8 protein-coding genes are annotated in these 14282 nt (G+C 67.2%); 6 read left to right on the top strand and 2 right to left on the bottom strand.

The window, feature by feature from the left end; translation table 11 throughout:
• Positions 1-55 precede the first annotated feature (55 nt).
• Positions 56-964, bottom strand: coding sequence for a tRNA 2-thiocytidine(32) synthetase TtcA (ttcA, locus tag XcodCFBP4690_RS12645; protein ID WP_104541272.1), 909 nt, complete (start codon positions 962-964; stop codon positions 56-58).
• A gap of 570 nt (positions 965-1534) precedes the next feature.
• Here ttcA and xylA point away from each other — a divergent pair.
• Positions 1535-2872, top strand: a complete 1338-nt coding sequence (gene xylA, locus XcodCFBP4690_RS12650; RefSeq protein ID WP_104541273.1) for a xylose isomerase — start codon at positions 1535-1537, stop codon at positions 2870-2872.
• 215 nt (positions 2873-3087) lie between these two features.
• On the opposite strand, the gene XcodCFBP4690_RS12655 is transcribed toward xylA, so the two are convergent.
• Positions 3088-4155: a LacI family DNA-binding transcriptional regulator gene (locus XcodCFBP4690_RS12655; protein WP_064510064.1), complete on the bottom strand. Its 1068-nt coding sequence runs from the start codon at positions 4153-4155 to the stop codon at positions 3088-3090.
• Between the two features lie 197 nt (positions 4156-4352).
• Between XcodCFBP4690_RS12655 and XcodCFBP4690_RS12660 the strand changes: the two genes are divergently transcribed.
• Genes XcodCFBP4690_RS12660 through XcodCFBP4690_RS12680 form a run of 5 tightly spaced genes read left to right on the top strand, consistent with a single transcriptional unit; the run spans position 4353 to position 14146 of the window.
• Entirely contained in the window at positions 4353-6518 is a 2166-nt protein-coding gene (locus XcodCFBP4690_RS12660; protein ID WP_104541274.1) for an alpha-glucuronidase family glycosyl hydrolase, read from the top strand.
• Positions 6515-8476: a sialate O-acetylesterase gene (locus XcodCFBP4690_RS12665; protein ID WP_104541275.1), complete on the top strand. Its 1962-nt coding sequence runs from the start codon at positions 6515-6517 to the stop codon at positions 8474-8476. Before XcodCFBP4690_RS12660 ends, XcodCFBP4690_RS12665 begins: the two co-directional genes overlap by 4 nt.
• 11 nt (positions 8477-8487) lie before the next feature.
• Positions 8488-9747: a D-mannonate dehydratase ManD gene (manD, locus tag XcodCFBP4690_RS12670; protein WP_104541276.1), complete on the top strand. Its 1260-nt coding sequence runs from the start codon at positions 8488-8490 to the stop codon at positions 9745-9747.
• 32 nt (positions 9748-9779) lie between these two features.
• On the top strand, positions 9780-11447 hold the full coding sequence (locus tag XcodCFBP4690_RS12675; RefSeq protein ID WP_410049752.1) for a glycoside hydrolase family 43 protein: 1668 nt from the start codon (positions 9780-9782) through the stop codon (positions 11445-11447).
• 2 nt (positions 11448-11449) lie between these two features.
• Entirely contained in the window at positions 11450-14146 is a 2697-nt protein-coding gene (locus tag XcodCFBP4690_RS12680) for a glycoside hydrolase family 3 protein (protein WP_104541278.1), read from the top strand.
• Positions 14147-14282 lie beyond the last annotated feature (136 nt).

The raw sequence follows: 14282 nt of genomic DNA on the forward strand, positions 1-14282 counted from the left end.
AAGACCGAAGAAAAAAACGTGGAAGTGGAAGACCGACGGCGACCAGGCGGGCGCGTCAGTCGCTAGCGTGTGTGCTGTCGGCGGCGGCGTGCCAGGCGCTGGAATCAGCTGTGGGGGCGTCGGCGCCGCGGCCGAGCGCGAGGAAATCGAACAGGGCGCGGTCGGCCAATTGCTCGGGCCGCACCTCGCCCAATGCACGCGCAATCTGTTCCACCCGCCCCGGATGGTCGCGGTCCCATTGCTGCAGCATGCGGCCCACCTGCTGGCGTTGCAGGTTTTCCTGGCTGCCGCACAGGTTGCACGGAATGATCGGGAACTGGCGCAGCTGTGCGTAGGCGGCGATATCGGCTTCGCGCACGTAGGCCAGCGGGCGGATCACTACGTGCGCACCGTCGTCGCTGCGCAGCTTGGGCGCCATCGCGGCCAGGCGCGCGTGGTGGAACAGGTTCATGAAGAACGTGGCGACGATGTCGTCGCGGTGGTGGCCGAGCGCGATCTTGGTCACCCCATGCGCCTGCGCGTAGGCGTACAAGGCGCCGCGCCGCAGCCGCGAGCACAGCGAGCACATGGTCTTGCCGGCGGGAATCACCCGGCTGACCACCGAATAGGTGTCCTGCTCGATGATGTCGAACGGCACGCCCTGCTCGCGCAGATAGCTGGGCAGCACCTCGGCGGGGAACTCCGGCTGCTTCTGGTCCAGGTTCACCGCCACCAGCGTGAACGGCACCGGCGCCTTGCGCTGCAATTGCAGCAGCATGTCCAGCAAGGTGTAGCTATCCTTGCCGCCGGACAGGCACACCATCACCTTGTCGCCGGCGGCGATCATGCCGAAGTCGGCGATCGCCTGGCCCACCTGGCGCTGCAGCCGTTTGCCCAGGCGCAGCTGATCGGACGGCAACCGCTGGCGCGGGTTGCGCGGCGCGGGGTCGGCCAGGGGTTGCGGCAGCGGCAGGACAGCGGTCATGAGCCGCCCATTGTAGCTGCCGGGGGGAGTGGGATTGGGATTTGGTGGTGAGGCCAGAGTGGCTGCCCCCATCCGCCCTTCGGGCACCTTCCCCCGTGAACGGGGGAAGGGAGAGAGCCCTCGTCCACGGCTGAGTGCCTCGCACCCGGCCATTTCCCGGCAGTCTCCCCTCCTGATGATCACTCGCCTGATGGTTTCCCTCTCCCGCACGCGGGAGAGGGTGCCCGAAGGGCGGGTGAGGGCCTTACGTGCCAACCCACCAACCGCCAGCCATCACCACACCTTGCCGCTAAGCAAGAGCTCGCATCTCGCAGCGCAGCAAGCCTTTCGGCGGCGGGCTGGGTAAAGTCCGTAGGACCGTTTCAGCTGGGATCGGCATGACACCTTCGGCTTCGCTGCATGGCGCGGCTTTTTTCAGTCGGTTTTTTGGTAGCGCTAACATTCCGTGCATTGCGTTGCAACAGATCCGCTGCAGGGACGCGGCACCACCGATCGTTGTGCGTGCCAGCGCCGCAGTGTGTCGATGCCATCCCTCTCCCCCATGGTCCCCTTTCTGCAGGAGTTCACCCCATGAGCAACACCGTCTACATCGGCGCCAAGGAATACTTTCCCGGCATCGGCAAGATCGGCTTCGAAGGCCGCGATTCGGACAACCCGCTGGCGTTCAAGGTCTACGACGCCAACAAGACCATCGGCGACAAGACCATGGCCGAGCACCTGCGCTTTGCGGTGGCCTACTGGCACAGCTTCTGCGGCAACGGCGCCGACCCGTTCGGCCCGGGCACGCGTGCGTATCCGTGGGATGTGGGCAACACCGCGCTGGCACGTGCCGAAGCCAAGTCCGATGCCGCCTTCGAGTTCTTCACCAAGCTCGGCGTGCCGTACTACTGCTTCCACGACGTGGACCTGGCGCCGGATGCCGATGACATCGGCGAGTACGAAAAGAATCTGGCCCACATGGTGGGCATCGCCAAGCAGCGCCAGGCCGACACCGGCATCAAGCTGCTGTGGGGCACCGCCAACCTGTTCTCGCACCCGCGCTACATGAATGGCGCATCGACCAACCCGGACTTCAACGTGGTCGCGCGTGCGGCGGTGCAGGTCAAGGCCGCCATCGATGCCACCGTTGCATTGGGCGGCGAAAACTACGTGTTCTGGGGCGGCCGCGAAGGCTATGCCTGCCTGCACAACACCCAGATGAAGCGCGAGCAGGACAACATGGCGCGCTTTTTGACCCTGGCACGTGACTACGGCCGCGCGATCGGCTTCAAGGGCAATTTCCTGATCGAGCCCAAGCCAATGGAGCCGATGAAGCACCAGTACGACTTCGACAGCGCCACGGTGATCGGCTTCCTGCGTCAACACGGCCTGGACCAGGACTTCAAGCTCAATATCGAAGCCAACCACGCCACGCTCTCGGGCCACAGCTTCGAGCACGACCTGCAGGTCGCCTCCGATGCCGGCCTGCTGGGCAGCATCGACGCCAACCGCGGCAACCCGCAGAACGGCTGGGACACCGACCAGTTCCCGACCGACCTGTACGACACCGTCGGCGCGATGCTGGTGGTGCTGCGCCAGGGCGGCCTGGCACCGGGCGGCCTGAATTTCGACGCCAAGGTGCGCCGCGAATCGTCCGACCCGCAGGACCTGTTCCTGGCGCATATCGGCGGCATGGACGCGTTCGCACGCGGGCTGGAAGTGGCCAACGCGCTGCTGACCTCCTCGCCGCTGGAAACCTGGCGCGCCGAGCGCTACGCCAGCTTCGACAGCGGCGCCGGTGCGGACTTCGCCGCGGGCAAGAGCACGCTGGCGGACCTGGCCAGCTACGCCGCCGGCCATGCGCCCACGCAGATCAGCGGCCGCCAGGAAGCCTACGAAAACCTGATCAATCAGTATCTGACGCGTTGATCCACATGCACGCGCTGGTGGCAGTGCGTGTGCGTTGGCTGCATGCGTTGCGGGCGCGGCGCATGCAGGAGCAGGCGAGACAGGAAAAGCCAGTGGCGCGAATGCGTACCTGCCAGCAGACGATAGGTGCTTGGGTGGGTCCACAGTCCGACCAGGTCGGCGACCGACACCGGCTGCGGTAGCCCACCGGCTGCGCAGCCTTCCCGCAGCGCTCTCTATTCGGCCGGATCGACGGATGTCGGCGCGGCCACCGAATCCCGCTTGACCAGCAGGTGCGCGACCACATGATCGACCATCTTCGGCGTCCGCTCCTTGGCGCGTATCGTCTTCAGCAGGATGTCCAGTGCGGCATCGGCCATGGCCGCGATGGGTTGCTGCACCGTGGTGAGCTCGGGCCAGACGGCGGTGGCGGCGGAGGTGTCGTCGAACCCCACTACCGACAGGTCACGCGGCACATCCATGCCGCGCCGATGCGCCACCGAAATGGCGGCGGCGGCCATATCGTCGTTGCTGGCGAAGATCGCGCTGGGGCGGCGCTTGCGTGCCAGCAACTTTTCCGCGGCCAGCAACCCCGAGCGGTAGGTGTAGTCGCCCGGTTGCACCAGATGCCGGTCCAGCCGCAGACCGGCGTCGGACAAGGCGGCCTGGAATCCTTCGAAGCGCCGCGTGCTGGCCGACAGGTTGGGATGGCCGGCGATATAGCCGATACGCGTATGCCCCTGTGCGATCAGATGCTCGGTGATTTCCTTGGCGGCAGCGAATTCGTCGATGCGCACGCACGCCACATCGGGGCTGAAATGATTGGAGGCGATCGCCACCACCGGCACCTTGGCGCGCACCAGTTCCAGCACCGCAGCGCGCGACTCGCACAACGGCGGCGGCAGGATGACGCCGGCCACGCCTTTGGCGAGCTTGCGGGCGGCACGGCGCTCGGCATCGGCATCCAGATCGTCCCAGCAATCGATCACCAGCTGGATCGAGGTGCGCGACGCCACCCGCAACACGCCGAGCAACAATTCGCGCAGGTAGGCGCCGCTGGGGTCGCTGTAGATCAGCGCGATGCGCGTGCTTTGCGCGGCGGCCAGCGCGCTGGCGGCCAGGTTGGGCGTGTAACCGAGCTTGTCGACGGCACGCATGACGCGCTCGCGGGTGGCCTCGCGCACACTGCCGTTGTTGTTGACCACGCGCGAGACCGTCATCGGCGACACTTTCGCCAGCGCCGCCACCTCGTCGATGGTGGTCGCGCGGCTGGTGCGGCGGACCGATTTCCTGACCTTCTCCAAGCGTGGCCTCTTCAAGTGAGTGCGGAAGCTGCACGATGCATACCGACTGCGGCAATGACGTCCGCACCCACGGCATACACGACGATGCGCGCCATGGTACCGGGAAGCAGACAGAGCGGCGAGACGCGCAATCATGCGTCACACGCAGTGGAGCGGATGGCATGAGCAGGCAGGCAAGCAGCGGTGATCGCGTCCCGATGGCGGTACGGTTATTGCTGGGGTTGATGCTGCTCTGCGGCGTGTTCCTGCCCGCTGCGCAGGTGCATGCCGAGGATGGCTACGAGCTGTGGTTGCGCTACCAGCCGGTGCACAACGCCACGGCATTGCGCGAACACACCCAGGCACTGGTGGTCGCTGGCGACTCACCCACGCTGCAGGCCGCGCGCCAGGAGCTGGAACGTGGCCTGCAGGGCCTGCTGGGCGCCGCGCCGCAACCCACCGATGCGGTGACGCGCGACGGTACGCTGCTGCTGGGTCCGTCCAATGCGCCACAGGTGGCAGCCCTGAAACTGCGTACCGCCGATCTTGGGCGCGAGGGCTACCTGATCCAGTCGCTCAACGTGGACGGCCACCGCAGCATCGCGATCGTGGGCGGCAGCGATATCGGTGCGCTGTACGGCGCATTTCATCTCCTGCGTCTGCTGCAGACCGGCCAGGCGCTTAGCGCACTGAACGTGCGTGAGGCGCCGCGGCTGCAGCTGCGCATGCTCAATCACTGGGACAATCTCGATGGCGTGGTGGAGCGCGGCTACGCCGGCGCCTCGCTGTGGAACTGGCAGACCTTGCCGGGCTATCTGGATCCGCGCTACACCGATTACGCACGCGCCAATGCCTCGCTGGGCATCAATGGAACCGTGCTCAACAATGTCAACGCCAAGGCCTGGAGCCTGACGCCGCAGTATCTGGACAAGGCCGCCGCGCTGGCCAAGGTATTTCGGCCGTATGGCATCCGCGTGTTTCTCAGCGCCCGCTTCAGTGCGCCGATCGAGATCGGCGGGCTGCCCACCGCCGACCCGCTCGACCCGCAGGTGCAGCGCTGGTGGCGTGACACCGCCGATGCGATCTATGCGCGCATTCCGGATTTCGGCGGGTTTCTGGTCAAGGCTAATTCCGAAGGGCAGCCCGGCCCGCAGGATTACCGGCGCACGCATGCCGATGGCGCGAACCTGCTGGCCGCTACGCTGGCGCCGCATGGTGGCGTGGTGATGTGGCGCGCATTCGTGTATTCGCACGAGCAACCCGACGACCGCGCCAAGCAGGCGTATAGCGAATTCATGCCGCTCGATGGGGCGTTTGCCGACAACGTGATCGTGCAGGTGAAGAACGGCGCCATCGATTTCCAGCCGCGCGAGCCCTTTCATCCGTTGTTCGGCGCGATGCGCAAGACGCCGCTGATGCCGGAGTTCCAGATCACCAAGGAGTATCTAGGCTTTTCGACGCATCTGGCGTATCTGGGCAGCTTGTTCGCCGAGACCTTGCAGGCCGATACCTATGCGCGCGGCAAGGGCTCGACCGTCGCGAAAACGGTGGATGGCAGCGTGTTCAACGATGCCAAACGCACGCGGCTGACCGGCATCGCCGGCGTGGCCAACATCGGCGCCGACCGCAACTGGAGCGGCTCGATCTTCGACCAGGCCAACTGGTATGCGTACGGGCGGCTGGCCTGGGATCCGCAGCTGTCGCCGCAAGCGATCGCGCAGGACTGGGTGCGCATGACGTTGTCCAACGACCCGTCCGTGGTCACGCCGGTGGTGGGCATGATGCTGCGTTCGCGCGAGGCGGTGGTGGACTACATGACCCCGCTAGGCCTGCACCACCTGATGGGACGCGGCCACCATTACGGCCCGGCGCCCTGGGACGCCGGCAGCGAGCGGCCCGATTGGGACCCGGTGTATTACCACCGCGCCGACCGCAACGGCATTGGCTTCGACCGCAGCGCCAGCGGCAGCAACGCGGCCGCGCAATATGCCGCACCGGTGGCGCGGGTGTTCGGCGATGTGCGACGCGTACCCGAACGGTATCTGCTCTGGTTCCATCACGTCTCCTGGGACCGGCGCATGGCCTCCGAACGTCCGCTCTGGAACGAGCTGGTGTGGCATTACGACCATGGCGTGGACGAGGTGCGCGCGATGCGGGCGACCTGGCAAGGCCTGGCTGGCAGGATCGATGCCCAACGCTATCAGCAGGTCGCCGAGTTTCTGGCGATCCAGCAGGACGAAGCGCAGTGGTGGCGCGATGCCAGCATCGCCTATTTCCAGAGCGTGTCCGGGCGCGCCCTGCCGCCAGGCGTGGCCGCGCCGGCGCATCCGCTGGCCTACTACCAGGGCCTGAAATTTCCGTACGCGCCGGGTAACCCGAAATGAAACTGCGTGGTGTGCCTCTGCTGTTTGCTACCGCTGCCGCGCTCGCAACCGATGCGGCCTGCGCCGCCGATGCGCCGCTGCTGCATCCGCTGTTCCAGGAGCATATGGTGCTGCAGCGCGATGCGCCGATCCGGGTGTGGGGCGATGCGGCGCCGGGCACGCGCGTGCGCGTGCAACTGGATGCGCAGCAGCGACAGGTGCGCGCGGACCGCCAGGGCCACTGGCAGGCGCAGCTGCCTGCCCATGCGGCCGGTGGGCCGTACACGCTGACCGCCAGCACCGAGCATGGCACCACGCAACAGGTCGACGATGTGCTGATCGGCGATGTGTGGCTGTGTTCGGGCCAGTCCAACATGGAATTGCAGGTGCATCGCACGCTGGATGCGCGCAGCGAGATCGCCGATGCCGACCAACCAGCCATCCGCATGTTCAAGGTGCCGGCGCAGTCCAGCCCCACGCCACAGCGCGACTTTAGCGGCGTGGCGCAATGGCAGCCGACCACGCCGGAAACGGTGAAGGACTTTTCGGCGGCGTGTTACTACTTCGCGCGCGAACTGCGCAAGACCGTCTCCGTGCCGATGGGTTTGATCAACGCCTCGTGGGGCGGCTCGCAGCTGCAAGCCTGGATCGGCGAGGCGGCGCTGCGCGCGGCCGGCGACGATGGCCCGGCGCTGGATGTGCTGGCACGTTATGCCGGCAGCCCGACGGACGCGGCGCCGCGCTGGGCACGGCTGTGGGAAGCGTGGTGGCACGCGCATGGCGAAGGCGAGCCGTGGCAGCCGGATGCGCCAGGCGCGTGGCAACCCGCACCCGCCGCGCTGGGCGCGTGGGACGACTGGGGCGTGCCGCAGCTGGTGGGTTTCAACGGCATGGTCTGGTATCGCACCAGCGTGGAGCTGACGCCCGCGCAGGCGGCGCAGGAGGCGACGCTGGTGCTGGGTCCGGTGGACGAGCTGGACCAGACCTGGGTCAACGGTGTTGGCGTGGGCAGCAGCTACGGGGCCGATCAACCGCGCCGCTATGCGCTGCCGCGCGGCCATCTGCATGCCGGGCGCAACAGCATCGTGCTCAACGTGCTCAACACCTATCGCCGTGGTGGATTGCTGGGCGACGCGTCCTCGCGCGCGCTGCAGTTCGCCGATGGCAGCACGCTGCCGCTGACCGCGCCGTGGCAGTACCGCATCGTGCCGCCGCAGCTGGGCTCGCCGCCGCGCGCGCCGTGGTCCTCGGCCGCAGGGCTGACCACCTTGTACAACGGCATGATCGCCCCGCTCGGCCATCTCGGCCTGCGCGGAGTGCTGTGGTACCAGGGCGAATCCAATGCCGGCGATGCGGCGCATTATCCGGCCTTGCTGGATGCCTGGCGGCGCGACTGGCGCGGCCGCTTCGGTGCGCAGCTGCCGCTGCTGATCGTGCAGCTGGCCAACTACGGCGCGCCGCCCATCCAGCCGGTGGAGAGCGGCTGGGCGCAGCTGCGCGAGGCGCAGCGCCGCGTCGTGGCCGAAGACGCGCATGCCGGCCTGGCAGTGGCCATCGATATCGGCGACCGCTACGACATCCACCCGGCCAACAAGCAGGAACTGGGTCGGCGGCTGGCACGCGCGGCCCGGCATGTGGTGTATGGCGAGGCGATCGCACCCTCGGGCCCGGTACCACGGTCCGTGCAGCGCGATGGCGATAACGTACGCATCGTCTTCGACGAGGTGGACACCACGCTGCTGAGCTACAGCAGCGATGCGCCGATCGGCTTCGAAATCTGCGGCGCAGCGGCCGGCAGCTGCCGCTATGCCAGCGCGCGCGTGCAGGAGCGCGTGGTCAGCCTGCGCGTCCCCTCCGGCGTGGAGGCGACGCGGGTGCGCTACTGCTGGGCCGACAGCCCGGTGTGCACGCTGTACGACCGCAGCGGCCTGCCGGCTGGCCCGTTCGAATTCCCCATCACCACCCCACCTTCCCCCTGAGCGAGATCACGATGTCACAGACTTCCGACTCCCCTGCACCGCTGCAAGGTTCTGCCCGCGACCGCGAGATCGTCGAGGCGCGCGTCATCGTCACCTGCCCGGGGCGCAACTTCGTCACCTTGAAGATCCGCACCCGCTCAGGCATCACCGGGCTGGGCGATGCCACGCTCAACGGCCGCGAGCTGGCAGTGGCGGCGTATCTGCAGGAGCATGTGGTGCCGAACCTGATCGGCCGCGATGCCGGGCGCATCGAGGACATCTGGCAGTTCTTCTACCGCGGTGCGTACTGGCGGCGTGGCCCGGTGACGATGAGCGCGATCGCTGCGGTGGACGTGGCGTTGTGGGACATTCTGGGCAAGATGGCCGGGCTGCCGCTGTACCAGTTGTTGGGCGGGCGCTCGCGCGAAGGTGCGCTGGTCTACGGCCATGCCAACGGTCGCGATATCGCCGAGACCAGCGATGAGGTGGGCCGCTTCCGCGAAATGGGCTTTATCGCCATCCGCGCGCAATGCGGCGTGCCCGGCATCAAGAAGACCTATGGCATCTCCAGCGGCGGCAAGCCGTACGAGCCGGCCGAAAGCGAGCTGCCCGCCGAAACCGTGTGGTCCACGCCGCGCTACCTGGGGGTGGTGCCGAAGCTGTTCGAACAACTGCGCAACGACCACGGCGATGAGATCGAGCTGCTGCACGATGCGCATCACCGGCTCACCCCGATCGAGGCCGCGCGCCTGGGCCGCGACCTGGAACCGTACCGTCTGTTCTGGCTGGAAGACGCCACGCCTGCGGAAAACCAGCGTGCGTTCGAGGTGATTCGCCAGCACACGGTCACGCCCTTGGCGGTGGGCGAAGTGTTCAATTCGATCTGGGACTGCAAGCACCTGATCGAACAGCAGCTGATCGACTACATCCGCACCACGATCGTGCACGCCGGCGGCATCACCCACGTGCGGCGGCTGGCCGATTTCGCGGCCTTGCATCAGGTGCGCACCGGCTTCCACGGCGCCACCGACCTGTCGCCGGTATGCATGGGCGCGGCGCTGCACTTCGATACCTGGGTGCCCAACTTCGGCATCCAGGAATACATGTTCCATTCCGACGAGGCCAATGCGGTGTTCCCGCACGACTACGTGTTCCGCGACGGGCGCCTGCACTGCGGCGAAACCCCGGGGCATGGCGTGGACATCGACGAGGAGCTGGCAGCCAAGTATCCGTACGTGCCCAAGCAGTTGCCCATTGCACGCCTGGAAGACGGCGCGATGTGGGATTGGTGATGCGGCTGCTGCCAGCCGCACTGAGCATGCTGATGGCCGCGCTTGTGCCTGTCGTGGCGCAGGCGCAGGCCAGCGCCGGGGCCGATGTCGCCTTCGATTGGTTCGACTATCGCGGCGACGATGCGGTATTCGCCACGCCGTTGGCAGCCGGTCAATATCGCAACCCGATCCTGGCCGGCTTCTATCCAGACCCCAGCGTCACCCGCGTGGGCGAGCGCTACTACCTGGTCAATTCCACCTTTGCGTATTTCCCGGCGATTCCGGTGTTCGAAAGTCGCGATCTGGTGCACTGGACGCAGGTCGGCAATGTGGTCGAGCGCGCCGACCAGCTCGACTACGAGGGGCTGGGCGTATCGCGCGGCATGTTCGCTGCCAGCATTCGCCACCATGCAGGCGTGTTCTATGTGGTGGGCACCTCCGTCGACAGTGGCGGCAATTTCATTGCCAGCGCCAACGACGCGGCGGGCCCATGGTCGGCGCCGACCTGGCTGCCAACTATCGATGGCATCGACCCATCGTTGTTCTTCGATACCGATGGCAGCGCGTATCTGCTCAACAACGGCCCACCGCAAGGCACGCCGTTGTATGAAGGCCACCGCGCGATCTGGATGCAGCGCTTCGATCTGACCACCCGGCAACCGGTGGGTCCGCGCAAGGTGTTGCTCAACGGCGGCGTGGACCTGGCCAGCAAGCCGATCTGGATCGAAGGCCCGCACCTGTATCGACGCGATGGCTGGTACTACCTGTCGTGCGCCGAAGGCGGCACCGGGCCGCAGCACTCGCAGGTGGTGTTGCGTAGCCGCAAGGTGTGGGGGCCGTATACGCCCTCGCCGCGCAACCCCATCCTGACCCAGCGCGATCTGCCTGCCGAGCGTCCGCACCCGGTCAGCAATGCCGGCCACGCGGATTTTGTCGAAACACCGGACGGGCAATGGTGGGCCGTGTTTCTGGCCAGCCGGCCGTACGCGGGCGAGCGCTACAACACCGGGCGCGAGACGTTTCTGCTGCCGGTGCAGTGGCGCGATGGCTGGCCGTCGATCCTGCCTGCCGGCGCACCGATTCCCTACATCGCCAATGCACCTGCGGGGGCAAGGGCGACTGCCGATCAGGCGCCGCTGTCGGGCAACTTCACCTGGCACGACGACTTCTCTGCCGCTAGCTTGCAGCGCGAATGGCTCACCTTGCGCGTGCCCAAGCGCACGGTGGCCGATACGCAGGCACGCGCTGGCTGGCTGACGCTGCATGCAACCGAGCAAGGGCTGGAGGGCAGCGGCACGCCCGCGTTCGTTGCGCGCCGCCAGCAACACACACGCTTTGACGCCAGTACCGCGCTGGCCGTGCCCACGCAAGCAGGCGTGCAGGCTGGGCTGGCCGCGTTCCAGAACACCGACGCCTGGTATGCGCTGGGTGTGCGCCGCAACGGTGCTGCATTGGAGGTGTTTGTCGACAAGCGTGGCGGCGCCGCCACCACCACGCTTGCGCGCACCCGCATCCCGGCCACGACTAAGCAGTTGCGGCTGCGGATCAGCGGCGATGGTGGCGCCTACAGCTTCAACTACGACGCCAGCGGTGCCGGCTGGCAGTCGCTACACCGCAACGACGATGCCGGCTTTCTCAGCACCGCACAGGCCGGCGGATTCGTCGGCAGCATGATCGGGCCCTTCGCCCGGTTGCAACCAGACCGCACCAAGGAGGACTGACCATGCATTCGCACCCTGCCCGTCTCACCGCCGCCCCGCGCCGCGACCTGGCCGCCGGCCTGCTGCTGGCGATTGCCTTCTTGGCCGCCGGCAACACGCAGGCGGCTGCACCGCCGCCGCCGCCGTATCTGGATACCCAACTGCCGTTCGAGACACGCGCCGCCGATCTGGTGTCGCGCATGACGCTGGAGGAAAAGGCAGCGCAGATGCAGAATGCCGCACCGGCGATCCCGCGCCTGCGGGTGCCCGCCTACGATTGGTGGAACGAGGCCTTGCATGGCGTGGCGCGCGCCGGTGGCGCCACGGTGTTTCCACAGGCGATCGGGCTGGCAGCCACCTTCGACACCCCGCTGATGGCCGAAGTGGCCACTGCCATCGGCGACGAAGCGCGCGCCAAGCACCACGCGTTTCTGGCGCGCGATGAGCACAAGCGTTATCAAGGGCTCACATTCTGGTCGCCCAACATCAACATCTTCCGCGACCCGCGCTGGGGCCGCGGGCAGGAAACCTATGGCGAAGATCCGTTCCTGACTGCGCGCATGGGGGTGACCTTCGTACAGGGCCTGCAGGCGCAGCAGGGCCCATACCGCAAGCTCGATGCCACCGCCAAACACTTCGCCGTCCACAGCGGCCCGGAAGCGGACCGCCACCACTTCGACGTGCATCCCAGCGAACGCGATCTGCATGAGACCTACCTGCCGGCGTTCCAGGCCTTGGTGCAGGAAGGCCATGTCGCCGCGGTGATGGGCGCCTACAACCGCGTCAATGGCGAATCCGCCTCGGCCAGCACGCGGCTGGAAGGCATCCTGCGCCGCGACTGGGGCTTTGATGGCTATATCGTCAGCGACTGCGCGGCGATCCGCGATATCTGGCAGAACCACAAGATCGTGTCCACGCCCGAAGCCGCCGCCGCGCTGGGCGTCAAACACGGCACCGACCTGGATTGCGGCGATACCTATGCAGCGTTGCCCAAGGCGGTGCGCGCCGGCTTGATCGACGAAGCCACCATCGATACCTCGCTCAAGCGCCTGATGACCACGCGCATGCGCCTAGGCATGTTCGACCCGCCGGCCAAGGTACCGTGGGCGCAGATTCCCGCCTCGGTGAATCAATCGCCGCAGCACGATGCGTTGGCCCGACGCACCGCACGCGAATCGCTGGTGTTGCTGAAGAACGACGGCCTGCTGCCGCTCAAACCCGGCCTCAAGCGCATCGCCGTGGTCGGCCCCACCGCCGATGATCCGATGTCGCTGCTGGGCAACTATTACGGCACGCCCGCCGCGCCGGTCACCATCCTGCAAGGCATCCGCGATGCGGCGCCACAGGCGGAAGTGGTGTACGCACGCGGCAGCGATCTGGTGGAAGGACGCGAAGACCCCAACGCTGCCGCACCGATCGACGCGCGCTATCTGCGCCCGGCCGCCGGTGCCAGACAGAACGGATTGACCGGCGAGTACTTCAAGGGACGCAACCTGGCCGGGAAAGCCGTGCTGACCCGCATCGACCCGCGCATCGCCTTCCGCTGGGATCGCAACTCACCCACCGAGGACGCGGTGGGCCGCGGCGAACTGCAGCCCGGGCAGGCCTTGGAGAAAGACGACTTCAGCGTGCGTTGGCACGGGCAGCTGTTACCGCCGGTCACCGGCGATTACGAACTGCAGATCGCCGCCGACGACGGCGTGCGTCTGTACCTGGACGGCAAGTTGCTGATCGACCAGTGGACCGATGCGCCGCGCATGCGCGGCGGCAATGCCAGCGTGCGCCTGGAAGCCGGCAAGGCCTACGACCTGCGTGTGGAGTATTACGAAGCCACCCGCGACGCCGGCGTGCGCCTGGCCTGGCGCATGCCTGGCGCCAAGCCACCGCTGCAGGAAGCGGTGGATGCCGCGCGCAACGCGGAGGTGGTGGTGTTCGTCGGCGGCCTCACCGGCGATGTCGAAGGCGAGGAGATGGACGTCAACTACCCCGGCTTTGCCGGTGGCGACCGCACCGACACCCGCCTGCCCAAACCGCAGCGCGAGCTGCTGCAGGCACTGCAGGCCACCGGCACGCCGGTGGTGGCAGTGTTGACCACCGGCTCCGCACTGGCGGTGGACTGGGCGCAGCAGCATGTGCCGGCGATCCTGCTGGCGTGGTACCCAGGCCAGCGCGGCGGCAGCGCGGTGGGCGATGTGCTGTTCGGCCAGGCCAGCCCCGGGGGTCGCCTGCCGATCACCTTCTACACCGAGGCCGAGCGCCTGCCCGCCTTCGACGACTACGCCATGCGCGGGCGCACCTATCGCTACTTCACCGGCAAGCCGCTGTATCCGTTCGGCCACGGATTGTCGTACACGCAATTTACCTACTCGGACCTGCGCCTGGACCGCAACACCCTCAGCGCCGATGGCACGTTGCGCGCGACGCTGAAGGTGCGCAACACCGGCAAGCGCGCCGGCGACGAAGTGGTGCAGCTGTACCTGCATCCGCTCGACCCCAAGCGCGAGCGGGCCGGCAAGGAGCTGCGTGGTTTTCAACGCATGACCCTGCAACCGGGTGAACAGCGCGAGGTTGCCTTCACGCTGAAGGCCGCCGATGCGCTGCGCATCTACGACGAGCAGCGCAAGACCTATGCGGTAGATCCAGGTGCCTACGAGGTGCAGGTCGGCGCCTCCAGCGCCGATATCCGCAGCAAGCAACGCTTTACCGTTACCAACGACTAGCCCTGTTTGATAACCCCTCACCCTGCGGACATGGCGAACACCCCCGCGGCCGCGATTGCCCCAAGCCTCTCTCTCCCTCGGGGCGAGAAGGCACTGCTTGCGCGCCATTGGCGCGCGTGCCTTGGAGCGCCCGCGC

The organism is Xanthomonas codiaei (genome assembly GCF_002939785.1).
GTDB classification, from domain to species: domain Bacteria; phylum Pseudomonadota; class Gammaproteobacteria; order Xanthomonadales; family Xanthomonadaceae; genus Xanthomonas; species Xanthomonas codiaei.